This is a genomic window from Kitasatospora griseola, from assembly GCF_014648555.1.
In the GTDB taxonomy this organism is placed as follows: domain Bacteria; phylum Actinomycetota; class Actinomycetes; order Streptomycetales; family Streptomycetaceae; genus Kitasatospora; species Kitasatospora griseola.
Genome location: NZ_BMRI01000005.1, coordinates 103,493 through 126,128, shown reverse-complemented (window position 1 = coordinate 126,128; position 22,636 = coordinate 103,493). Strand labels below are relative to the sequence as shown.

Here is a 22,636-nt window from a genome sequence, read left to right as displayed (position 1 = left end):
GGCTGACGGAAGGTCAGCAGTGGTGCGCAGGTGACGGATCGGCAACTCTTCGGCCAGCCCGAGGGCGGGCTGTGGACGTGTCGAGCTCTACCGATAGCATGCTGAACTGTGATCGAAGCGTGGAGGGGGCGTTGATGTCAGAGGATCAGCCGCAGCAGCAGCCGCAGCAGCAGCCGCCGGCATCAGGGCAGGGGGTCCCGCCGCAGCAGTCCGGCGTGCCGGGCTCGCCGCAGCCTGCCTACGGCTACCCGCCGCAGCAGGGCGGGCCGCAGCCGGCGTACGGGTATCCGCCGCAGCAGGGGTTCCCGCCGGCCCAGCCCGGATTCGGGCCGCCGCAGGGCCCCGGCTTCTCGCAGGGCGCGGGCTCGCCGCAGTCGTACGGGCAGGGGGGCTACCCGCCGCCCGGGCAGCAGCCGTACCAGGGCCGGTACGCCGCGCCGACGTTCCAGGGCGACGCGGAAGCGCCGGACTGGTCGGCGATGGCGACCCAGCACGAGGACGAGCGGCGCCGCCGCAAGCGGACGATCGCGCTGCTCAGCACCCTGGGCGCGCTGGTGCTGGTCGGCGGCATCGTCACCGCCGCGGTGCTGGTCGGCAACGACGACAAGCCGAAGAAGCCGATCGCGGGCCAGTCCACGGACCCGGGCCCCGGTCCGAGCAACGGCGCCTCGGGTTCCCCGGCGGGGAAGCCGAAGACGGCGGAGGAGGCACTCAGCCGGGTGTCCACCGACAAGGCACCGCTGTCGGCGGAGGGCCTGTTCCCGAACGCGACGCTGACCGTCGACGGTCAGACGCTGAACCGGGTGGCGACCGAGCACGGCGACACCTGCTCCGCGGAGACCAACAACGGTCTCGGCTCGGTGCTGTCCACCGAGAACTGCCAGGACATGTATCTGGCGACCTACCTGTCCGACAAGTCGGCGATCACCGTCGGCATCGCGGTGTTCGACACCAAGCCGCAGGCGGACCGGGTGAAGTCGAAGGTGGCCGGCAACGTCAAGGCGCTGCGCACGAACTCGACGCCGCGGTTCTGCCCGAAGCTGGCGGAGTGCGCGACCTCCAACGACTCGTTCGGCCGCTACGCGGTGTTCACCCTCGGCGGCAACGTCGACCTGAGCCCGGTGACGGACTCCACGCCGGCCGTGAAGTCGGCGGCCGCCGGGGTCCTCAAGAAGGCCATGGACGATCTGAAGGCCCGTGGTCAGGCTGCTCTTTCGAATGCCGGCTGAGCGAACGAAGGACTGGCTGGGCACACTGAGCGGTCGAATACGCGAGTACGCGCCGCCGCTGTTCGAACGACCCGTGGCGTTCGTCGCCCGGGTGGTCGAGCGGTTGGCGGCGCTGCTCGGTCCGGTGCTGGCACGGGTCTGGCGGCTGCTGCCGCCGACCCTGCGGGTCGGGCTGGTGATCGGCCTGGTACTGGGCTGCTTCGCGGTGGAACTGGACGGCGCCTCCGGCTCGAACCCGGGCCGGGGGGCGGTCGGCGTGCCCTCCGCCGGTTCGGGCGCACTGGCGCTGCCGTCCGAGGCCCCCGGCACCGAGGCGCGCAAGGACCGGCTGGTCAACCCGCCCGGGCTGCTGTTCGGCATCGCCACGCCGGAGGCGCCGAGCGAGGCGCGCACCAAGCAGGTGGTGGACGACGCGGGGGACCACCCGACCGTCCAGGAGTACTTCCTGAAGTGGAATCAGGACTTCAACCAGGATTCGTTCGAGGCCTCGTACAAGCTGGGCGCGATGCCGCTGCTCACCTGGGAGCCGTGGGCCGGCGGTGACAAGGCCGTGGACCAGCCCGACTACCGGCTGTCGAGGATCGCCTCGGGCGCGCACGACGACTACGTGAAGAAGTTCGCCCGGGACGTCAAGAAGGCCAGGGGACCGGTGGTCCTGCGGTTCGCGCACGAGATGAACGAGACCTGGTACCCGTGGTCCGAGGAGCGCAACGGCAACCGGAAGGGCGACTACGTCGCGGCCTGGCGGCACGTGCACGACGTGTTCGACGCACAGGGTGTGGACAACGTGATCTGGCAGTGGTGCCCGGACACGCAGAGCCCCGGCGGGCCGCCGCTGTCCCGGTTCTACCCGGGCGACGACTACGTCGACTGGATGGGCATGGAGGCGTACAGCACCGACAGCGCGGAGACCGTGGGGCCGCTGCTGAACGACACCTACGACGAGTTGACGGCCCTTTCGGACAAGCCGATCTTCATCGGCGAGACCGGTGTGCGGCCGACCAACGCGAAGGCGCTGTGGATCCAGGACTTCTTCTCCTGGCTGATCGACCATCCGCGGGTGGTCGGGTTCGTCTGGTTCCAGTTCGCGGACAGCGAGGGCGGGCGCTACGACTGGCGGTTCACCACCTCCCAGGGGGCCCGCGACTCGTTCCGCAGGGGCCTCGCCTCACAGGTGCTGGTGTCCTGGCCGCTGCGCTGACGAGGTGTCTTGTGTGGGATGCGAACGGCCCGAAATAATGGCGGCCTCGTGCGGCCGGCTCGGCCGCTCTTCACTGAATCCGCACTGGAGCCGACCGTGTCCTGGGCTGTCTCTCCCCATGCTGAGGAGGCTCCGCAGACCGCCGCGGAGCCCGGGACCGGGTCCGGTTCCTCCCGCCGGGCCCGCCGCGAGGAGGCGGACGGGCGCCGACTGCTGGGACTGCGGCTGCCGGTCTGGTTCCTGCTGCTGTCGCTGGCCGTCCAGGTCGGCTTCGCACTGCGGCTGATCTGGACCCGCACCGCCTTCAGCGACGAGGCGCTGTACCTGTTCGCCGGCCACGACCTGGTGGCGAACTGGGTGCACGGCGTCCAACTGCCCGCCTACGCGACCTACTTCTCGGGCGCCCCGCAGCTGTACCCGCCGATCGGCGCGGCCGCCGACACCATCGGCGGCATCACCGCGGCCCGACTGCTCGGCCTGGCCTGCATGATGGGCGCCACCGTGCTGGCCTACCTGGCGGCCTCCCGGCTGTACGGGCGGACGGCGGGCGCGCTGGCGGCGCTGACGTTCGTGGTGCTGACGCCCACCCAGTTCCTGTCCGCGTTCTCCACCTACGACCCGATGGCCGTGCTGCTGACCGCGCTGGCCGGCTACCTGGCGATCCGGGCCGAGGGCCGCTGGGGCTGGCTGGCCGCCACCGGCGCGGTGGTGGCGCTGGCCGACGGCGTCAAGTACGCGGCGGCGCTGTGGAGTCCGGTGGTGGTGGCGCTGGCGGTGCTGTGCGCGATGCCGAGGCTGCGGCTCGGCGCGGCGCTGCTGCGCGGCGTGTTCGTGACGGCGGTGGCGGGCGCGCTGATGGGCCTGGGCGTCCTGGCGGGCGGCCGCCAGCTGCGCGGCGGCATCGAGTCGACCACGCTGAGCCGGCACACCGGACAGGACACGGTGGCGTTCATCATGGGCGAGTCCTGGGACTGGGTCGGCCCGGTCCTGCTGCCGGCCGTGGCCGGCCTGGTGCTGCTGTGCGTGCGCGGCGCGTCCTGGGCGAGCCGGGGGATCGGCGCGGTCCTGCTGCTCGCGGTGGTGCTGGCCCCGGCGAACCAGGCGCGGATCAACCTGACGGTCTCGCTGCACAAGCACGTCACCTTCGGCGCCTGGTTCGCCTGCCTGCTGGCGGGCTTCTTCCTGGCCTGGCTGCTGGAGACGGGCCGCGGCCGGCGGATCTGGCAGCCGCTGGTGATCTCGGCCGCCCTGGCCGGCACCCTGGCGGTGGGCGTGCCGGAGACCGACCGGCTGTACCTGAACGGCTGGGCGGACGCCACCGAGATGGTGGCCGCGATCCGTCCGCACGTCGACGAGCAGGGCCTGTACCTGGCGGAGAACTCGCCGGTGCCGCGCTACTACCTGCGCCACGAGACCGACGGCACGCAGTGGGTCAGCACCTGGAACTACTCGTACAAGGACCCGAAGGACAAGAAGAACTACAGCGGCGCGGCCGCCTACGAGAAGGCAATCGCCGCGAACAAGTTCAACCTGGTGGTGCTGGACAACAAGACCACCAAGGACCTGGACGTGAAGATCACCGCCGCGCTGCAGGCCAACAAGAACTACCAGCAGGTCGCGGACCTGCCGAGCAACATCAAGGGCCTGCACTACACGATCTGGCTGTACAAGCCGGCCGCGAAGAGCGGCTGACGGGGGTCGGCCGGCCCGGGCGGGCCGGCCGACGGGGCCTCAGCCCCCGAGCCCGTCCGCGAGCTTGACGGAGGCGATGCCGTCGGCGAACGCGCGCTGGGACTCGGGGGTCTCGTCGAACCGCCAGTCGGCGTTGGCGCCCTGGTCACGGTTGCGCTCGAACCAGATGAAGCCGAGCACGTCCGGCTGCTGGTTGAGCCAGCTGAAGAAGTCGGTGGTCCACTTCGCCTTGAGCGCCACGCTGGGCTCGCGACCGGTCTCGGTGATCAGCACCGGCTTCTTGGTGATCCTGCGGACGGCGTCGAGGGTCGGCCCGAAGGTCGTGGTGGCGCTCTCCTCAACCTTGGTGCCGTAGCCGGTCAGGCCGACCCAGTCGACGTAGTCGTCACCGGGGTACAGCGCGCCCAGGTCGGTGTTCGGCACCGGACGGAGGATGTTGGCGCTCCACACCCAGATCACGTTGTCCGCCCCGGCCTGCTGGAACAGGTCGTGGACGTGCTTCCAGGCCTGGACGTACTCGCCCTTCTGGTTGCCGTTCTTGCTCTCCGACCAGGGGTACCAGGTGCCGTTCATCTCGTGCGCGAACCGGATCGCCAGCGGCCACTTCTGGGCGGCGACGGCCTGGGCGAAGCGCCGGATGTAGTCGTCGTGGGCGCCCGAGATGATGGTCGACAGGGCGAACCGGGGCTGCTCGGTGTGGCCGTTGTCCTCGCCGTCCCACGGCTCCCAGGACATCACCGGGAGGGTGCCGTGCTCGTACGCGCGGGAGACCGCCTTCGGGTCGAAGTCGGCGGTCCAGCGCACGAAGTACTCGGTCATGGTGGGCCGGACGCCGGCCTTGCCGGCGACCGAGTCGACCTCGGCGGAGGACCACGGGGCCTCCGGGGTCGCCACGCCGAAGTACTTGCCGTTCGGCGTGTTGAAGATCGACTTGGCGGGCACCGGCGGCGGACCGGGATTGATCAGCTGGCCGATGCCGGGCACACCGGCGGGCCGGCCCAGGCCGGCGTACCGGGGGCCCTGGTCGTCGAGCCGCAGCGCGGACATGACCCCCCAGCAGAGGGCGGCCAGCAGCACCACGTTGACGGTCATCCAGACCCGCAGGCGGATGCCGCTGCCGCGGGACCACCAGTGCATCTTCTTGCGCCGCCGCGCCGTGGCCTTCCGTTCGGCCTCGGGGGCGTCGGCCTGTTTGGGAATCGACGCGGACCGCGTCTCGGACGCCGTCTCAGACACTCATCATCACCGATCCGACCAGCAGGGCACTGCCCAGCAGATAAGGAATGACCACCTTGACGCTGCGGGCCTTCTCACCCGCGAAGCTGTCCTCGCGGGTGCCCCAGGAGGCGTTGTGGCCCATCCGGAAGAAGCCCAGCAGCCGAACCGGCAGCAGGATGAACGTATTGATCACCATGAACACCGGCAGGTACACCAAGTCCTGTGCCCGGTAGGCGAAGTGACGGCCGAACCGGACCGCCAACGACAGTACCGACATCACGGCGGCCAGCACCAGGATGGTGGTGATGGCCTTCCAGTGGACGGCCGGTAGCGGCAGTTCCATGTACAGGCTCGGGCCGGTGTGCCGCCACAGCGCCTTGGCCCAGGAGGCGAAGGAGCCGAGCAGGACGAACGGCACGACGATGTCGACCACGTAGAACAGCGCCAGCATCTTGGTCCGGCGCAGCATCCAGGGCAGCATCCGCAGCGTGTTGTACTGCGAGCCGCGGGCCCAGCGGTACTGCTGCTTGGTGAGCTTGCGCAGGTGCAGCGGGGCGTCGGTGTACACCAGCGAGGTGGACTGGTAGACGGTCCGGTAGCCCTGCTTGAGCGTGTAGTTGGTCAGCGTGCGGTCGTCGCTGACCTCCAGGAAGACGCCGAGGAACTTCTCCGACAGGAAGTCGTCCATGCAGTCCAGCAGGATCTTCCGGCGGAACGCGATGGTCCGGCCGGGCAGGCAGCCGACGGTGCCGAGCACGCTCATCGCGGGCAGCGAGTACTGGCAGCGGACGCTCTCCAGCCAGTCCGCCCAGCGGGTGAGCACCGAACGGCCCGGGTCCAGGATCCGCTGACGGGTGGTCACCCCGCCGACCTTCTCGTCCCGGAACGGCTTGACCAGCTCCGACAGGGTGGTGGGGGTCCAGATGGTGTCGGAGTCGACCAGCACGGCGATGTCACCGGTGCAGGCCTCCAGGCCGACCTTCAGGGCGTTGCGCTTGCCCGGGATCTCGGTCCACTGCCAGTACACGCCGAGCTGGTCGCAGACCTGCTCCAGCGCCTCGTTGCGCCGGCCGTTGATCACCACGACCATTTCGGTCGGCTGCTGGTCGATGATCCGGTCGAGCACCGAGTAGAAGAGGTCGACCGGTTCGTCCACCACCGGGATGATCACCGAGGTGGTGACCTGGTAGGGGCGCTTCCACGGGCGGTAGCGACGGGCCAGGCCGAGCCTGACGAACCAGAGCATCCAGATGCCGAACATGAAGACGGCAAACGGGTAGATGGTGCCGACAGTCCACCACTGGCGGAGCTGGAGCAAAAAAGCGAGCATGGCCCCCGGACCGTCTCGATCGACTGTTCATACTGGACTAGGCCGTCCTGATGATAGACGTCCGAGTAAGGCGTGAATCCACGTGAAATCGGGCATAGGGGGCAACGCCGTCGTTGGTGTCCCGCCAATTGGGACCAAGCCGTGATGCCTTCCGGCCCCAGGTAACGGCGTGTGACTCGATCGTGTGCACTCCGTTCCGAAAATGTGGTGCCTTCGGACGAGTGACGCCAGGTCAGAGCTTGCGGAGCAGTGCTCGGCGCACCTTGTGGTCCGCCCCCTTCTGCAGGATCAAGGTGGCCCGACCCCGGGTGGGCAGGACGTTCTCCAGCAGGTTCGGCCGGTTGATGGTCCGCCAGACCTGCCGGCCGTAGTCCATCGCCTCCTCCTCGGGCACTTCGGTGAAGCGCCGGAAGTAGGAGTTGGGGTCCTGGAAGGCGGTCTCCCGCAGCTTGCGGAACCGGTCCAGGTACCAGGCCTCGATGTCGTCGGTGCGGGCGTCGACGTAGATCGAGAAGTCGAAGTAGTCGGCGACCGCCATCCTGGTCCGCCCGTCGGTGCCGGGCAGCGCCGGCTGCAGCACGTTCAGGCCTTCCACGATCAGGATGTCCGGGCGCTCCACCACCAGCCGCTCGTCCGGCACGATGTCGTAGACCAGGTGCGAGTAGACGGGCGCGGTGACCCGCTCCTTGCCGGCCTTCACGTCCGCGACGAAACGCATCAGCGCCCGCCGGTCGTACGACTCCGGGAAGCCCTTGCGGGCCATCAGGCCGCGCCGGCGCAGTTCCGCGTTGGGCAGCAGGAAGCCGTCCGTGGTGACCAGCTCGACCCGCGGGTGCTCGGGCCAGCGGGCGAGCAGCGCCTTCAGCAGACGGGCCGTGGTGGACTTGCCGACCGCCACCGACCCGGCGACGCCGATGATGAAGGGGGTGCGCACCCGCTCGGTGTCGGGGGTGTCCAGGAACGTGCCCAGCGCGCCGCGCAGCTCGTGCGTGGCGTGGATGTACAGGTTCAGCAGGCGCGACAGCGGCAGGTAGACGTCGCGGACCTCGTCCAGGTCCAGCGCGGTGCCGAGGCCGCGCAGGCGCTCGACCTCGTCGGCGGTGAGCGGTAGCGGCGTGCGCTCGCGCAGTGCGCTCCACTCGGCGCGGTCCAGATCCACGTACGGGGAGGGGGTGGGTGCGGCGGGCGCGCCCCTCGTACAGAGTTCGGTCAGCACAGGTCCATTGTGGGCCGTGTCCGGGCCGCCGGGTGTTGTGGTGTCGGTCACCCGGTGTGGTCATCCGACCGAACAGGGCTCGAACACCGACACCTATGCTGGCGCATATGTGCGGAATTGTTGGATATACGGGCCCGCAAGAGGCCCTCGACGTAGTGATCGCAGGTCTGCGGCGGCTGGAGTACCGGGGCTACGACTCGGCCGGCGTCGCGGTGCAGACCGTGGGAGCCGACGGGCAGCGGCTCCTGGCGACCGACAAGCGGGCCGGAAAGCTCGTCAACCTGGAGAAGTCGCTGGCCGAGACCCCGCTGCCGGCCGGCACCACGGGCATCGGCCACACCCGCTGGGCCACCCACGGCGCGCCCAACGACGCCAACGCCCACCCCCACCTGGACGACCACCGCAAGGTCGCCGTCGTCCACAACGGCATCATCGAGAACTTCGCCGTCCTGCGCGCCGAACTCGCCGACCGCGGCCACACGCTGCGCTCCGAGACCGACACCGAGGTGGTCGCCCACCTGCTGTCCGAGGCCTACGACGGCGACCTCGCCGAAGCCATGCGCACCGTCTGCCGGCAGCTGGACGGCGCGTTCACCCTGGTCGCCGTGCACGCCGACGCCCCCGACGTGGTGGTCGGCGCCCGCCGCAACTCGCCGCTGGTGGTCGGCGTCGGCGACGGCGAGAACTTCCTCGCCTCCGACGTCGCCGCGTTCATCGCGCACACCCGCGAGGCCATCGAGCTCGGCCAGGACCAGGTCGTCGAACTGCGCCCCGAGGGCGTGACGGTGACCGACTTCGACGGCGCGCCCGCCGAGGTCCGTGAGTACCACGTCGACTGGGACGCCTCGGCCGCCGAGAAGGGCGGCTACGACTACTTCATGCTCAAGGAGATCGCCGAGCAGCCCAAGGCCGTCGCCGACACCCTGCTCGGCCGGATCGGCGCCGACGGCCGGCTCACCCTCGACGAGCTGCGCATCCCCGACCAGGTGCTGCGCGAGGTCGACAAGGTGGTGATCGTCGCCTGCGGCACCGCGTTCCACGCCGGCATGATCGCCAAGTACGCCATCGAGCACTGGACCCGCATCCCGTGCGAGGTCGAGGTGGCCAGCGAGTTCCGCTACCGCGACCCGATCATGGACGACCGCACCCTGGTCATCGCCATCTCGCAGTCCGGCGAGACCATGGACACCCTGATGGCGCTGCGCCACGCCCGCGAGCAGGGCGCGAAGGTCCTGGCGATCTGCAACACCAACGGCTCGACCATCCCGCGCGAGTCCGACGCGGTGCTCTACACCCACGCCGGGCCCGAGGTCGCCGTCGCCTCCACCAAGGCGTTCCTGACCCAGCTGGTCGCCTGCTACCTGGTCGCCCTCTACCTGGGCCAGGTGCGCGGCACCAAGTGGGGCGACGAGATCTCCTCCGTCATCCGCGAACTCGGCGACGCCCCGCGCCAGGTCGAGCAGGTCCTCGGCACCATGGAGCCGGTCCGCGCCCTGGCCCGCTCGCTCGCCGACGCCCCCGCGGTCCTCTTCCTCGGCCGGCACGTCGGCCACCCCGTGGCCCTCGAAGGCGCGCTCAAGCTCAAGGAGCTCGCCTACATGCACGCCGAGGGCTTCGCCGCCGGCGAGCTCAAGCACGGCCCGATCGCGCTGATCGAGGAAGGCCTCCCGGTGGTCGTGGTGGTGCCCTCGCCGCGTGGCCGCTCCGTCCTCCACGACAAGATCGTCTCCAACATCCAGGAGATCCGGGCCCGCGGCGCGAAGACCATCGTCATCGCCGAGGAGGGCGACGAGGCCGTCGTCCCCTACGCCGACCACCTGATCCGCATCCCGGCCACCCCGACGCTGCTCCAGCCACTGGTGTCCACCGTCCCGCTCCAGGTGTTCGCCTGCGAGCTGGCCACCGCCAAGGGCCACGAGGTCGACCAGCCCCGCAACCTCGCCAAGTCCGTCACCGTCGAGTAGCCCGCGTATCGTCCATGCCTGCGCGCCACTGCGCAGGCATGGACGGAGGAACACGCGTGATCATCGGGGTCGGCATCGACGTGGCGGACATCCAACGGTTCGGGGAATCCCTGGAACGCACCCCCGGACTCGCCGAACGCCTCTTCACCCCCGGCGAGTTGATCCTCCCCTCCGGAAAGCGCCGGGGCACCGCCTCGCTCGCCGCCCGGTTCGCCGCCAAGGAAGCCATCGCCAAGGCCCTCGGCGCTCCCCCCGGCCTCCGCTGGGAGGACGCCGAAGTCCGCGTCGAGGACTCCGGCCGCCCCGTCCTCCACGTCACCGGCACCGTCGAAGCCCGCGCCGCCGCCCTTGGAGTGACGGCCTGGCACGTGTCGCTCAGCCACGACGCGGGCGTCGCCTCGGCGGTGGTGATCGCCGAAGGCTAGGAGAGGGAACCCGGGGGCGCGCCGGGCTGCGCGAGGCGGAAGACAGCTCTGCGGGGGATCGCGCTGCGGACAATGACTCGTACGTGCTCGCGCCCTCCGGAGGAGACCCGTATGCGCTACGCCCACCACGTCGACCAGGTCCGCACCGCCGAAGCCGCGCTCATGGCCGCCCTCCCCGAGGGCACCCTGATGCAGCGCGCCGCAGCCGGTCTCGCTGCGACCTGCGCCGGACTGCTGCCCCGGGTCTACGGCAGTCGCATCCTCGTGCTGGCCGGCTCCGGCGACAACGGCGGAGACGCGCTGTACGCCGCCGCGCGGCTCGTCCGTCGCGGGGCCCGCGCCGAAGCCCTGCTGCTGGACCCCGCCAAGGCGCACGCCGAAGGTCTCGCCGCGCTGCGCGCCGCCGGCGGCCGGGTCACCGACGACCCCGGCGCGTTCGGCCGCGCCGACCTGGTGCTGGACGGCATCGTCGGCATCGGCGGTCGCGGCCCGCTGCGCCCCGCCGCCGCTCCCTTCGCCGCCATGGCGCGTCGCGGTCCGGTGGTCGCCGTCGACGTGCCGTCCGGGGTCGACCCCGACACCGGCGAGGTGGCCGGTCCCGCGCTGCGCGCCGACGTCACGGTCTGCTTCGGCACCCACAAGCCCGGCCTGCTGGTCGACCCCGGCGCGGGCTACGCGGGCGTGGTCCACCTGGTGGAGATCGGACTCGACCTGCCGCCCGCCCCCGTCGAGGCCCTCCAGGGCGCCGACGTGGCCGCGCTGCTGCCCGTCCCCGGCACCGAGAGCGACAAGTACCGGCGCGGCGTGGTCGGCGTCGCTGCCGGCTCCACCCGCTACCCGGGCGCGGCGCTGCTCGCCGTCGCCGGGGCGCTGCGCGGCGGCGCGGGCGCGGTGCGCTACACCGGGCACGCCGCGGAGGAGGTGGTCCGCCGCCACCCGGAGACGCTGATCAGCGACGCGGGCCCCGCCCGGGCCGGACGGGTCCAGGCCTGGGTGGTCGGCCCGGGCGGCGGCGACGGCGCCGAACACGCGCTGCGCGAGGCCCTGGACACCGAGGTGCCGGTGCTCGCCGACGCCGACGCACTCACCGAACTGGCCCGACTCGGCCCCGACCTGCTGGCCGGCCGCCCCGCCCCCACCCTGCTCACCCCGCACGCCGGGGAGGCCGCCCGCCTGCTGGCCGGCGTCGGCGAGCACACCGACGCCGAGACCGTCGCCGCCCGCCGGCTGTGGGCCGCCCGACTGATCGCCGCCCGCTACGGCGCGACCGTGCTGCTCAAGGGCTCCACCACCGTCGTCGCCGACCCCGAAGGCACCGTCCGGGTGAACGCCACCGGCACCGGCTGGCTCGGCACCGCCGGCAGCGGCGACGTCCTGTCCGGCCTGGCCGGCTCCCTGCTCGCCACCGGCCTCACCCCACTCGACGCCGCCTCCACCGCCGCCCACCTGCACGGCCTGGCCGGCCGCCACGCCGCCGGCACGGGCGCCCCGATCACCGCCCTGGACATCGCCGACGCCCTGCGTACCGCCTGGCGGTCGCTGACGGGGTGACGGCCGGTTTTGCGGAGCGGTCGTTTGTCAGGCGCCGCCTCGCTCCGTGCGTCGCCGCTGTCTGCGCGGTTCGGTGCGGGCTCCCCGTCGCTGCGCTCGACCCTGCGTCCGGCCTCGCCGACACGCCGTTGGGACTCGTCGCTCTCGGCCTTGCCCGCGGCCCGGTGACGTGCCGTTCGGAACCGGAGTGCGTCGTGTCGCGTGGAGACAGCGGAAGGGAAAGGGCGTACGGGTGGACGGGTGACAGGACTCCCGGTCGGCCGCGCCCCTGATGGGGGGACCGGCGGGGGTCTGGGAGACTGATACGCGATGACGACTGCGAACACCACCGGGACACCCGCACTGACCGAGGGGGTGCGCGCCGAGGCGACGATCGATCTGGCCGCCCTGCGCGACAACCTGGCCGCCCTGCGCGCCCGTACCAATGGCCCCGAGCTGATGGCCGTGGTCAAGGCGGACGCCTATGGCCACGGTGCGCTCCAGTGCGCCCGGGAGGCGATCGCCGCCGGCGCCGGCTGGCTCGGGACGGCCACCCCGCAGGAGGCGCTCGCGCTGCGCGCCGCCGGGATCGGCCCCGACCGGGCGCGGATCCTGTGCTGGCTGTGGACGCCCGGCGGCCCGTGGGAGCAGGCGCTGCGGGAGTCCGTCGACATCTCGATCAGCGGCCAGTGGGCGCTGGACGAGCTCCTCGCCGCCGTCCGCGCCACCGGCATCCCGGCCCGGATCCACCTGAAGGCCGACACCGGCCTCGGCCGCAACGGCTGCCAGCCGCACGACTGGCCCGACCTGGTCGACCGCGCCGCCAAGGCGCAGGCCGAGGGCATGCTGCGGGTGGTCGGCGTGTGGTCGCACTTCGCCGCCGCAGACGAGCCCGGGCACCCCTCCATCCAGGCCCAGCTGGACTCCTTCGCGCAGGCCCTGGCGTTCGCCGAGCGGTCCGGCCTCGACCCCGAGGTGCGGCACCTGGCGAACTCCCCGGCCACCCTGCTGCTCCCGCAGTCCCACTACGACCTGGTCCGTCCGGGCCTCGCCATGTACGGCCTGTCGCCGGTGCCCGAGCTCGGCACGCCCGCCGAGTACGGCCTGCGGCCGGTCATGTCGCTGACCGCCCGGCTCGCCCTGGTCAAGCACGCTCCCGGCGGCCACGGCGTCTCCTACGGCCACCACTACGTGACGCCCGGGCCCACCACGTTGGGCCTGATCCCGCTCGGCTACGCGGACGGCATCCCCCGGCACGCGAGCAACACCGGGCCGGTGCAGATCGGCTCCGGGCGCTACCGGGTGGCGGGCCGGGTCGCGATGGACCAGTTCGTGGTCGACCTCGGCGGGGACGCGCACGAGGTCGGCGAGGAAGCCCTGCTGTTCGGCGCGGGCGATCGGGGCGAGCCCACGGCCGAGGACTGGGCGCGGGCCTGCGGGACGATCGCGTACGAGATCATCACCCGGATCGGGGGGCGAGTGCCCCGGCGGTACGTGGGAGGGGTGCAGTAGTGGCCGTCATCGCTGCGGCGCGCGCTTGTTCGACCGGCTGTCGGTGCCGCGAGCATTCCGACGGGAGCCTTCCGCTTCGCGCCGTCCCCCGCGCCCCTGGTTTCACCCATGGCTGAGTCGTCCGGGGTCTCCAGGGCCGGGCTGATCGGGATATCGCTCGGGGTGCTGGCCGCCGGGGCCGCCGCCGGGGTCGCCGTGGAGCGGATGACGGTGGGGCGGGCGATGCGCAGGCGGGCCCGGGAGGAGTTGGACGCGGCGGCGCCGTTCGGGTCGTTGCGCGGGGCGCCGCGGCGGGTGCGGGCGGACGACGGCACCGAGTTGTACGTGGAGGTGGACGCCGCCGAGGGGCCCGGGCCGACGGTGGTGTTCTGTCACGGGTACTGCCTGAACCAGGACAGCTGGCACTTCCAGCGGGCGGCGCTGCGGGGCGTGCTGCGCACGGTGTTCTGGGACCAGCGCAGCCATGGCCGGTCCGAGCGCTCCCGCTCGTACCTGAGCGGTGAGCCCGCCTCGATCGATCAGCTCGGCGGTGATCTGCGGGCGGTGCTGGACGCGGTGGTGCCGGAGGGCCCGATCGTGCTGGTCGGGCATTCGATGGGCGGGATGACGGTGATGGCGCTGGCCGCGCAGCATCCCGAGCTGTTCGGTCCGCAGGGCCGGGTGGTCGGGGTGGCGCTGATCGGGACGCTGGCCGGCGGCTGGGACTCGGTGACGCTGGGGCTGCCCGCCGCGGGGGCGAAGGTGGTGAAGCGGATCGCGCCCGGCGTGGTGCGGCTGCTGGGCCGACAGGTCGAGCTGGTGGAGGCGACCCGGCGCTGGGGTTCGGACGTGACGGCGGTGTTCTACCGGCGGTTCTCGTTCGGCGGGAAGGACGTCGACCCGGCGGTGGTGCGGTTCGCCGAGCAGCTGCTGGACGCGACCCCGATCGACGTGGTCGCCGAGTTCTACCCGGCGTTCTCGGTGCACGACAAGCGGGCCGCGCTGGCCGGGCTGGACGGCGTCCCCGCGCTGGTGATGGCCGGCGCCAAGGACCTGATCACCCCGCCCGAGTACGCCGAGGCGATCGCGGCGGCGCTGCCCGGGTCCCGGCTGGTGCTGGTGGAGGACGCCGGGCACCTGGTGATGCTGGAGCGTCCCGAGCTGGTGGACCGGGAGTTGGCGGCCCTGCTGGAGCGGGCCGCCGAGCGGGCGGGCACCGGCCCGCTGCCGGCCGTCCCGGCCGAGCCGGACGGGGAGCAGCCGGAGGGCTGAGCGGGCGTCCGTGCGCGGTGTGGCACCGTAGGGGTGGCCGCAACGAACGAAGAAGGACGCCATGGGTTCGCAGACCACTCTGACCGTCGCCACCGCGGAGCGGATGACCGGCCTCGGCCGGCGGCTCGCCGCCCTGCTGCGCCCCGGCGACCTGGTGCTGCTGTCGGGGGAGCTGGGCGCGGGCAAGACCACGCTGACCCGCGGCCTGGGGGAGGGCATGGGGGTGCGCGGCGCGGTGACCTCGCCGACCTTCGTGATCGCCCGGGTGCATCCGTCGCTGACCGGCGGCCCGGCGCTGGTGCACGTGGACGCGTACCGGCTGGGCGGCGGTCTGGACGAGATGGAGGACCTCGACCTGGACGTGTCGCTGCCGGAGTCGGTGATCGTCGTGGAGTGGGGCGAGGGCAAGGTCGAGCAGCTCTCCGAGGACCGGCTGGAGGTCCGGATCGAGCGGACGCTCGGCGGCGCGGAGGCCGACGTGGTGGAGGAGGCGGACGGGCGGCGGGTCACCGTGACGGGCCTGGGCGGTCGCTGGGACGACGTGGACCTCACCGTATTGGGTGACAACTGAGCCGGGTTTCCGACAGCGTGTCGGGAAACTGTTGCGGCCCGGCCGGTGGGCGTGATGGGATGGCGACAGCAGGTTAGGTGTGCCTAACTAGGGAGGCGCCCTATGGCGAGCACCACCCCCCGGACCAACGCCCGTCCCGAACCGGCCGACGCCCCCGTCGAGGCGGCACGCGCCGATGCCGAGCAGCCGCGCACCGAGGCGCCGGAGAACCCCGTGCCGATGCGGGCGCTGTTGGCGGCCTGCCGGGCCGCGAAGGCGGTCTCCACCCCGCCGGAGCGCCACGCCGCGTAGCGCCCCGAGCGGTCAGGCGACCACGACCACCCGGGTGCCGTTCGGCGCGAAGTCCCACAGGGCCTGGCCGTCGGAGCGGGACGCCCGGATGCCGCCGGTCTTGGTTTTCGGGTCCATCGACGGCGCGGGGGCGTTCTCGTCCACCAGCGCGCTGAAGCCGAAGACCGTGCCCTGCTGCTGGGTGAAACGCACCACGTGCTCGATCTGCCGGCCGTCGGTGCCGGTGCCGGCCGCGGTGCGGCTGTACACCGTGTAGGCGCCCGGGTTCGGCAGCGCGCTGCCCGGCGTCACCTTGAACGAGGCGAGCACCTGCTCGGTCTTCCTCGGGTCGACCAGCCACACCTGGCGGTCCTTGAGCGAGAACACCACCCGCAGGCCCGCCCCGGAGTCCGCCGGCAGCGGGGGAGCGGTGGGCTTCTCGCTCGCCGCGGGCGAGGCGGCCGTCGCCGCGGAGGCGCTCGACGACGGGCCGGCCGCGACCGCCCGGGACGCGGCGCCGTTCGCCTGGAACGCCAGCAGCCCGATCACCGCCATGGCGCTCAGGGTCAGTCCGCCGACCACCACACCAGGACCCAGCTTCGCCACGTCTGCTCCTCAACGCTCCGCGTATCCCGTCCGAGGCCCATCGTGCCAGGTCCGCGCCGCCGCCTCGGCCTCTTCCGATCGTGTGTTCCCGGCCGGTGCGGGCACTGTCGCCGGACCCTCTAACCTTGAACCCGTGCTCCTCCTCGCCTTCGACACCGCCACCCCCGCCGTCACGGCCGCCGTCCACGACGGTGAGCGCGTGCTCGCCGAGTCCTACGAGGTCGACGCCCGCCGGCACGGCGAACTGCTGCTGCCCACCATCGACGCCGTGCTGCGCACCGCCGGTGTGGACAAGCGGCAGCTCACCGACCTGGCGGTCGGCGTCGGCCCGGGCCCGTACACCGGCCTGCGGGTCGGCCTGGTGACCGCAGCCGCGCTCGGCGACGCGCTCGGCCTGCCCGTGCACGGCGTCTGCACCCTCGACGCGATCGCCCACCAGGCCCGCACCGAGGGCTTGGACGGCGCGTTCACGGTGGCCACCGACGCGCGCCGCAAGGAGGTCTACTGGGCCTCCTACGACGCGTCCGGCGCCCGGGTCTCCGGCCCGGCGGTGGACCGCCCGGCGGAGATCGAGCCGGGCGAGCGGACGGTCGGCGCGGGCGCGCTGCTGTACGGCCTGCCGGCGGCGAGCGGCCCCGAGCACGTGTCGGCGGGCGCGCTCGCCGACTTCGCGGTCCGCGAGCTGGCCGCCGGCCGCGAACTGCTGCCGAACGCCCCGCTGTACCTGCGGCGCCCGGACGCGCAGGTGCCGGCGGGCTACAAGGCGGTGCTTCCGGCGTGACGCGCACGGGACTCTCCGGCCGTGGCTAGGTTCGCGCTGCGCCCCATGCGCTGGTGGGACATCGAGCCGGTCATGGTGCTGGAGCACCTGCTGTTCCCCGAGGACGCCTGGTCGCGCGGGATGTACTGGTCCGAGCTGGCCGAGGCGTACCCGGGCGGCAGCCGGCACTACGTGGTGGCGGTGGACGAGGCCGACGCGGTGGTCGGCTACGCCGGGCTGATGACGGTCGGGGCGGACGGCGACGTGCAGACCATCGCGGTGGAGGCCGGGCGCCAGGGGGCGGGCCTCGGGGCGATGCTGCTGACCGAACTGGTCGAGGAGTCGGTCCGGCGCGGCTGCGCCGAGCTGCTGCTGGAGGTGCGGGTCGACAACCTGCCCGCGCAGCGGCTGTACGAGCGGTTCGGGTTCGAGCCGGTCGGCATCCGGCGGGGCTACTACCAGCCCGCCAACGTGGACGCACTGGTGATGCGTCTGGACCACCTGGCAAGCGATGCAAGCGATCTGAAGGATCATCACAATGGCTGACGAACCGCTCGTCCTCGGTATCGAGACCTCCTGCGACGAGACCGGCGTCGGCATCGTCCGCGGCACCACGCTGCTGGCCGACGCGGTCGCGTCCTCGGTGAACGACCACGCCCGGTTCGGCGGCGTCGTCCCGGAGATCGCCAGCCGGGCGCACCTGGAGGCGATGGTCCCCACCATCCAGCGCGCGCTGGACACCGCGGGCGTCAAGGCGAGCGACCTGGACGGCATCGCCGTCACCGCCGGCCCCGGCCTGGCCGGCGCGCTGCTGGTCGGCGTGAGCGCCGCCAAGGCGTACGCGTGGGCGCTGGACAAGCCGCTGTACGGCGTGAACCACCTGGCCTCGCACATCTGCGTCGACCAGCTGGAGCACGGCCGGCTGCCCGAGCCGACCATGGCGCTGCTGGTCTCCGGCGGCCACTCCTCGCTGCTGCTCAGCGGCGACATCACCTCCGACGTGCGGCCGCTCGGCGCGACCATCGACGACGCGGCCGGCGAGGCGTTCGACAAGGTGGCCCGGGTGCTCGGCCTGGGCTTCCCGGGCGGGCCGGTGGTGGACCGGATGGCCCGCGAGGGCGACGGCAGGGCGATCGCCTTCCCTCGCGGCCTGAACAACGCCGGCGACCCGGCGTACGACTTCTCGTTCTCTGGCCTGAAGACCGCCGTGGCGCGCTGGGTGGAGGCCAAGCGGCGGGCCGGCGAGCCGGTGCCGGTGGCGGACGTCGCCGCGTCCTTCCAGGAGGCGGTCACCGACGTGCTGACCCGCAAGGCCGTGCGGGCCTGCAAGGACAACGACGTCGACCACCTGATGATCGGCGGCGGCGTCGCCGCGAACTCCCGGCTGCGCGAGATGGCGCAGCAGCGCTGCGACAAGGCGGGCATCGTGCTGCGGGTGCCGCGCCCGGGCCTGTGCACCGACAACGGCGCGATGGTGGCGGCGCTCGGCGCGGAGATGGTCTGGCGCGACCGCACCCCGTCCTCGTTCGACCTGTCGGCGGACTCCTCGCTGCCGGTCACCGAGACGCACGTCCCGCACACCGACTTCCACGCCCACGCCCACGAGGCGCTGAAGTGACCCTGGCGGCCATGTGGGAGGCTCGCGCGGTCGACGGGCGGGGGAGTGAACTGCACGCCTGGGCGCGGGAGTTCGCGCTGCCCGCAGTGCGCGGGGCGGCCGGTCTGGAGCGGGTCGAGCTGTTCACCGCGCCCGGGGACCGGGTGCTGCTGATCGCGCTCTGGGCGGGCGAGCCGGGGCCCGTGCCGGAGCCCCCGGCCGGGCTGCTGTCCCGTCCGGTGCACCGGTGGACCTTCACCCGGACGGACGTCGGGTAGGCAACCGGGGAGCCGGTAGCGTTCGTCCAGAACATCGACAGACGTGTAGAGGAAGAGCGGGGGACACCGGTGATGAACAGGGCCCGGATCGGGTACGGCGTGGGAGCGCTCGCCGTGCTGCTGGCGGCGAGCGGGTGCGGCAGCTCCGCCCCCGCCACGAAGTCCGCCGCCCCCGCGAAGCCCGCGGCGGCGTCCTCGGGCAGCTCCTCCTCCGCCGCCGCGTCGGCGCCCGCGCAGGACACCGCCGGGGAGGCCGCGTGGGCGAAGTGGGGCCTCAAGCCGATGGCCAAGGCGCCCGCGCCGCCCGCCGACAAGCCGATCAAGCTGACGAAGACCGGCGCCGTGCCGGTGTTCAGCGAAGTCCCCACCCAGGACAAGGTCGTCTTCATCACCATCGACGACGGGGCCGAGAAGGACCCCAAGTTCGTCCAGATGCTCACCGAGCTGAAGGTGCCGATCACGATGTTCCTGACCAAGGACATCGTCAAGAACGACTACGCCTACTTCAAGCCGCTGCAGGCGCTCGGCAACACCGTGCAGAACCACACGGTCAGCCACCCGGTGATGAGCAAGATCACCGCGGCCCAGCAGAAGACCCAGATCTGCGACGACCAGGCCGCCCTCACCGAGCAGTACGGCACCGCCCCGTACCTGTTCCGGCCGCCCTTCGGCGACGGCGCCAACACCCCCACCCTGAACGCCTCGGTGCAGGAGTGCGGGCCGCGTGCCATCGTGCTGTGGCGCGAATCCATGCAGATCCACGACATGCAGTACCAGTCCGCCGACAAGAAGCTGAAGAACGGCGACATCATCCTCGCCCACTTCCGCGGCCCGTCCGAGCTCAAGGGCGAGACCATGACCGCGATGTTCGGCGAGATGCTCGCCCGCATCCAGGAGCAGGGCTTCGCGGTCGCCCGCCTCGACGACTACATCGCCAAGCCCGCCGGCTGACCCAGCATCATCACCGGGCCGGCCGCGGTACGGGCCACGATCACCGTCACCGTGTTCGGCCCGGCCGGCTTCAACTGCCGCCGCAGCTCCTCCGGGACCACCGACGCCCCGCGCTTCTTGATCACCACGGTGCCGATCCGGCGCTCCTTCACCAGCGCCTTCAGCTTCTTCACGTTGTACGGCAGTACGTCCGTCAGCTCATAGGCGTGCGCGTACGGCGTCGGGCGCAGCTCGTCCGAGGTGACGTACGCGATCATCGGATCGATCAGCCGACCGTTCGTCGACTCGACCACCTCGGCGACCATCCGGCCCCGGATCACCGCGCCGTCCGGCTCGTACAGGTACCGCCCCACCGGACCCACCGGCGGGTCCGGCAGCGCCCCGCCGGTCAGCGAGTGCGGGCCCGGCAGCAGCGTCGCCCGGTACGGCTCGGCGGCCGCGGTGCCGAACCACAGCACCGCCTCCTTCACCTCGCCCCGGTCCGACACCCACTCCGCCTCGGCGCCCTCCGGCACCAGCTCGTGCGGGATCCCCGGCGCGACCTTCAACGCCCCGAACGGGGTGCGGCGGGCAGCCTCCACCGCCCAGGACAGCGGCGGCGAGTACGCCTCCGGGTCGAACACCCGGCCGCGCGAGGTGCGCCGCGCCGGATCGGTGAACACCGCGTCGAAGCCGTCCGTGTCGATGTCCGCGACGTCCGCGCAGCGCACCTCCACCAGCTCCGCCACGCCCAGCGCCGCCGCGTTCGCCCGTGCTACCTCGCAGGTCAGCTCGTCCCGGTCCACCGCCAGCACCGCGATCCCGGCCCGGGCCAGCGCGACCGCGTCCCCGCCGATCCCGCAGCACAGATCCGCCAGCCGCTTCACCCCGAGCGCCGCGAACCGCCCCGCCCGCCACTCGGCCACACTGCGCCGCGTCGCCTGCTCCACCCCGTGCTGCGTGAAGTACATCGACCGGGCGTCCGCCCCGAACTTCGCCTCCGCCCGCTGCCGCAACCGCGCCTGCTCGAACGCCGCCCGCACCAGCTCCGTTGGGGGTACCCCCAGCGGAGCGAGGGGGCGGTACTCCCGCCGCAGCCGGGTCGCCAGCGCCAACTCCTGATCCGCGGTGAACTCCCGCAACTCGGCCAGCAGCGCCTGCCCCTGCTCGGTCAGCAGCGCCCGGAACGATTCGATCTCCACGGCCCCATTGTCGCCGCCCGATCACCCCCCGGAATCCGGGGTCGGGCGGAAACTGCGACACGACGTCGTTGGCACTCTGGTTGACTGAGTGCTAACGGCGTCCTAAGGTCGTTCCTGGCACTCACCCCAGGGGGAGTGCTAACGCGAAGATGCGTGCCTGACCCCCGCGACGGCAGTTGCGCACCCTCGCCCACCTACCTGTTAGACAACCCCGTAATCTCCGAAGGGGAGCTCGGACGTGACCACCAGCAGCAAGGTTGCCATCAAGCCGCTCGAGGACCGCATTGTGGTCCAGCCGCTCGACGCCGAGACCACCACCGCCTCCGGCCTGGTGATCCCGGACACTGCCAAGGAGAAGCCCCAGGAGGGTGTCGTCCTTGCCGTCGGCCCGGGCCGCTTCGAGGACGGCCAGCGTCTGCCGCTCGACGTCGCCGTCGGTGACATCGTCCTGTACTCGAAGTACGGCGGCACCGAGGTGAAGTACCAGGGCGAGGAGTACCTCGTCCTCTCGGCTCGCGACGTTCTCGCCATCATCGAGAAGTAAGACGTCCCCAGCCCGCCCCGGATCCGTGTCAGCACTGACAGGGGCCCGGGGCGCGGTTGTTGCTCCACGTACGCAGACCACACCCTGAGGAAACGGGATCATGGCGAAGACCCTGCAGTTCGACGAGGACGCCCGCCGCTCGCTGGAGCGCGGCGTCAACAAGCTTGCCGACACCGTCAAGGTGACCATCGGCCCCAAGGGCCGCAACGTCGTCATCGACAAGAAGTTCGGCGCTCCCACCATCACCAACGACGGTGTGACCATCGCCCGCGAGGTCGAGCTCGACGACCCGTACGAGAACCTCGGCGCGCAGCTGGTCAAGGAGGTCGCCACCAAGACCAACGACGTCGCGGGTGACGGCACCACCACCGCCACCGTGCTGGCCCAGGCCCTGGTCAACGAGGGTCTGCGCAACGTCGCCGCCGGCGCGGGCCCGGCCGCCCTGAAGAAGGGCATCGACAAGGCCGTCGCCGCCGTCTCCGAGCACCTGCTGTCCATCGCCCGCGAGATCGAGGGCAAGGACGACATCGCCGCCGTCGCCTCCCTCTCCGCCCAGGACACCCAGGTCGGCGAGCTGATCGCCGAGGCGATCGACAAGGTCGGCAAGGACGGTGTCATCACCGTCGAGGAGTCCAACGCGTTCGGCGTCGAGCTTGAGTTCACCGAGGGCATGCAGTTCGACAAGGGCTACCTCTCGCCGTACTTCGTCACCGACGCGGAGCGCCAGGAAGCCGTCCTGGAGGACCCGTACATCCTGATCAACCAGGGCAAGATCTCCAGCATCCAGGAGCTCCTGCCGCTGCTGGAGAAGGTCCTGCAGGCCGGCGGCTCCCGCCCGCTGCTGATCATCGCCGAGGACGTCGACGGCGAGGCCCTCTCCACCCTGGTGGTCAACAAGATCCGCGGCACCTTCAACGCGGTCGCGGTCAAGGCCCCCGGCTTCGGTGACCGCCGCAAGGCGATCCTCGGCGACATCGCCACCCTGACCGGCGGCCAGGTCATCTCCGAGGAGGTCGGCCTCAAGCTCGACCAGGTCGGCCTGGACGTGCTGGGCTCCGCCCGCCGCATCACCGTCACCAAGGACGAGACCATCGTCGTCGACGGCGCCGGCGCGTCCGACGCGGTCGCCGGCCGGGTCGCCCAGATCAAGGCCGAGATCGCCAACACCGACTCCGACTGGGACCGCGAGAAGCTCCAGGAGCGCCTCGCCAAGCTGGCCGGCGGCGTCTGCGTGATCAAGGTCGGCGCGGCCACCGAGGTCGAGCTCAAGGAGCGCAAGCACCGCCTGGAGGACGCCATCTCCGCGACCC

General features: G+C 72.0%; 22 protein-coding genes. 17 read left to right on the top strand and 5 right to left on the bottom strand.

Going from position 1 to position 22,636, the window contains the following annotated elements; all coding sequences use genetic code 11:
• The first annotated feature begins 134 nt into the window (after nucleotides 1-134).
• The 3 genes from IEZ12_RS08370 (at nucleotide 135) to IEZ12_RS08360 (ending at nucleotide 4,122) form a co-directional block, all read left to right on the top strand.
• On the top strand, nucleotides 135-1,229 hold the full coding sequence (locus IEZ12_RS08370; protein ID WP_052509622.1) for a hypothetical protein: 1,095 nt from the start codon (nucleotides 135-137) through the stop codon (nucleotides 1,227-1,229).
• Nucleotides 1,219-2,430: a glycoside hydrolase family 26 protein gene (locus IEZ12_RS08365; protein WP_052509621.1), complete on the top strand. Its 1,212-nt coding sequence runs from the start codon at nucleotides 1,219-1,221 to the stop codon at nucleotides 2,428-2,430. The genes IEZ12_RS08370 and IEZ12_RS08365 overlap by 11 nt, the downstream gene beginning before the upstream one ends.
• Before the next feature lie 96 nt (nucleotides 2,431-2,526).
• Nucleotides 2,527-4,122 carry an ArnT family glycosyltransferase gene (locus IEZ12_RS08360; protein WP_189271474.1) on the top strand — a complete coding sequence of 532 codons (1,596 nt, stop codon included), beginning with the start codon at nucleotides 2,527-2,529 and terminating at the stop codon, nucleotides 4,120-4,122.
• A 39-nt stretch (nucleotides 4,123-4,161) separates the two neighbouring features.
• On the opposite strand, the gene IEZ12_RS08355 is transcribed toward IEZ12_RS08360, so the two are convergent.
• From IEZ12_RS08355 to coaA, 3 genes are all read right to left on the bottom strand, one after another.
• Nucleotides 4,162-5,358 (bottom strand): glycoside hydrolase family 26 protein, encoded by a 1,197-nt coding sequence (locus tag IEZ12_RS08355; RefSeq protein WP_189271473.1) that lies wholly within the window; start codon nucleotides 5,356-5,358, stop codon nucleotides 4,162-4,164.
• Entirely contained in the window at nucleotides 5,351-6,670 is a 1,320-nt protein-coding gene (locus tag IEZ12_RS08350; RefSeq protein ID WP_043914522.1) for a glycosyltransferase family 2 protein, read from the bottom strand. Before IEZ12_RS08350 ends, IEZ12_RS08355 begins: the two co-directional genes overlap by 8 nt.
• Nucleotides 6,671-6,902: 232 nt before the next feature.
• Nucleotides 6,903-7,883, bottom strand: a complete 981-nt coding sequence (gene coaA, locus IEZ12_RS08345) for a type I pantothenate kinase (protein ID WP_083462715.1) — start codon at nucleotides 7,881-7,883, stop codon at nucleotides 6,903-6,905.
• 110 nt (nucleotides 7,884-7,993) lie between these two features.
• Between coaA and glmS the strand changes: the two genes are divergently transcribed.
• From glmS to IEZ12_RS08310, 7 genes are all read left to right on the top strand, one after another.
• The gene (glmS, locus tag IEZ12_RS08340) at nucleotides 7,994-9,850 is read left to right on the top strand and encodes a glutamine--fructose-6-phosphate transaminase (isomerizing) (RefSeq protein ID WP_043914519.1); all 1,857 of its coding nucleotides are present in this window, start codon (nucleotides 7,994-7,996) and stop codon (nucleotides 9,848-9,850) included.
• A gap of 56 nt (nucleotides 9,851-9,906) precedes the next feature.
• Complete coding sequence (locus tag IEZ12_RS08335) at nucleotides 9,907-10,275, top strand: holo-ACP synthase (protein WP_373295452.1); 369 nt, start codon at nucleotides 9,907-9,909, stop codon at nucleotides 10,273-10,275.
• A 111-nt stretch (nucleotides 10,276-10,386) separates the two neighbouring features.
• The gene (locus tag IEZ12_RS08330; protein WP_189271472.1) at nucleotides 10,387-11,826 is read left to right on the top strand and encodes an NAD(P)H-hydrate dehydratase; all 1,440 of its coding nucleotides are present in this window, start codon (nucleotides 10,387-10,389) and stop codon (nucleotides 11,824-11,826) included.
• Between the two features lie 309 nt (nucleotides 11,827-12,135).
• On the top strand, nucleotides 12,136-13,317 hold the full coding sequence (gene alr / locus IEZ12_RS08325) for an alanine racemase (protein ID WP_189271471.1): 1,182 nt from the start codon (nucleotides 12,136-12,138) through the stop codon (nucleotides 13,315-13,317).
• A 108-nt stretch (nucleotides 13,318-13,425) separates the two neighbouring features.
• Nucleotides 13,426-14,568: an alpha/beta fold hydrolase gene (locus IEZ12_RS08320; protein ID WP_189271470.1), complete on the top strand. Its 1,143-nt coding sequence runs from the start codon at nucleotides 13,426-13,428 to the stop codon at nucleotides 14,566-14,568.
• 61 nt (nucleotides 14,569-14,629) lie between these two features.
• On the top strand, nucleotides 14,630-15,139 hold the full coding sequence (tsaE, locus tag IEZ12_RS08315) for a tRNA (adenosine(37)-N6)-threonylcarbamoyltransferase complex ATPase subunit type 1 TsaE (protein WP_189271469.1): 510 nt from the start codon (nucleotides 14,630-14,632) through the stop codon (nucleotides 15,137-15,139).
• A 102-nt stretch (nucleotides 15,140-15,241) separates the two neighbouring features.
• Nucleotides 15,242-15,430: a hypothetical protein gene (locus IEZ12_RS08310; RefSeq protein ID WP_189271614.1), complete on the top strand. Its 189-nt coding sequence runs from the start codon at nucleotides 15,242-15,244 to the stop codon at nucleotides 15,428-15,430.
• A 12-nt stretch (nucleotides 15,431-15,442) separates the two neighbouring features.
• Here the strand turns inward: IEZ12_RS08310 and IEZ12_RS08305 are convergent, their stop codons facing one another.
• On the bottom strand, nucleotides 15,443-16,015 hold the full coding sequence (locus IEZ12_RS08305) for a L,D-transpeptidase (RefSeq protein WP_229847343.1): 573 nt from the start codon (nucleotides 16,013-16,015) through the stop codon (nucleotides 15,443-15,445).
• A 133-nt stretch (nucleotides 16,016-16,148) separates the two neighbouring features.
• On the opposite strand from IEZ12_RS08305, the gene tsaB reads away from it, so the two are divergent.
• The 5 genes from tsaB to IEZ12_RS08280 all read left to right on the top strand — a co-directional run bounded on the left by tsaB (nucleotide 16,149) and on the right by IEZ12_RS08280 (nucleotide 19,601).
• Nucleotides 16,149-16,796: a tRNA (adenosine(37)-N6)-threonylcarbamoyltransferase complex dimerization subunit type 1 TsaB gene (gene tsaB / locus IEZ12_RS08300; protein WP_189271468.1), complete on the top strand. Its 648-nt coding sequence runs from the start codon at nucleotides 16,149-16,151 to the stop codon at nucleotides 16,794-16,796.
• Between the two features lie 45 nt (nucleotides 16,797-16,841).
• Nucleotides 16,842-17,321, top strand: a complete 480-nt coding sequence (gene rimI / locus IEZ12_RS08295) for a ribosomal protein S18-alanine N-acetyltransferase (protein ID WP_189271603.1) — start codon at nucleotides 16,842-16,844, stop codon at nucleotides 17,319-17,321.
• Nucleotides 17,314-18,393 (top strand): tRNA (adenosine(37)-N6)-threonylcarbamoyltransferase complex transferase subunit TsaD, encoded by a 1,080-nt coding sequence (tsaD, locus tag IEZ12_RS08290; protein WP_100587195.1) that lies wholly within the window; start codon nucleotides 17,314-17,316, stop codon nucleotides 18,391-18,393. Before rimI ends, tsaD begins: the two co-directional genes overlap by 8 nt.
• Nucleotides 18,394-18,404: 11 nt before the next feature.
• Nucleotides 18,405-18,650 (top strand): hypothetical protein, encoded by a 246-nt coding sequence (locus tag IEZ12_RS08285; RefSeq protein WP_373295451.1) that lies wholly within the window; start codon nucleotides 18,405-18,407, stop codon nucleotides 18,648-18,650.
• A 72-nt stretch (nucleotides 18,651-18,722) separates the two neighbouring features.
• Entirely contained in the window at nucleotides 18,723-19,601 is an 879-nt protein-coding gene (locus IEZ12_RS08280; RefSeq protein WP_189271467.1) for a polysaccharide deacetylase family protein, read from the top strand.
• Here the strand turns inward: IEZ12_RS08280 and IEZ12_RS08275 are convergent.
• Entirely contained in the window at nucleotides 19,577-20,782 is a 1,206-nt protein-coding gene (locus tag IEZ12_RS08275) for a class I SAM-dependent methyltransferase (protein ID WP_189271466.1), read from the bottom strand. The two genes, IEZ12_RS08280 and IEZ12_RS08275, sit on opposite strands and share 25 nt — an antisense overlap.
• A gap of 238 nt (nucleotides 20,783-21,020) precedes the next feature.
• Between IEZ12_RS08275 and groES the strand changes: the two genes are divergently transcribed.
• Nucleotides 21,021-21,326: a co-chaperone GroES gene (groES, locus tag IEZ12_RS08270; protein WP_014136232.1), complete on the top strand. Its 306-nt coding sequence runs from the start codon at nucleotides 21,021-21,023 to the stop codon at nucleotides 21,324-21,326.
• Between the two features lie 100 nt (nucleotides 21,327-21,426).
• Nucleotides 21,427-22,636, top strand: a 1,210-nt coding sequence (groL, locus tag IEZ12_RS08265; protein ID WP_229847342.1) for a chaperonin GroEL, incomplete at its 3' end; no start/stop codon positions are given.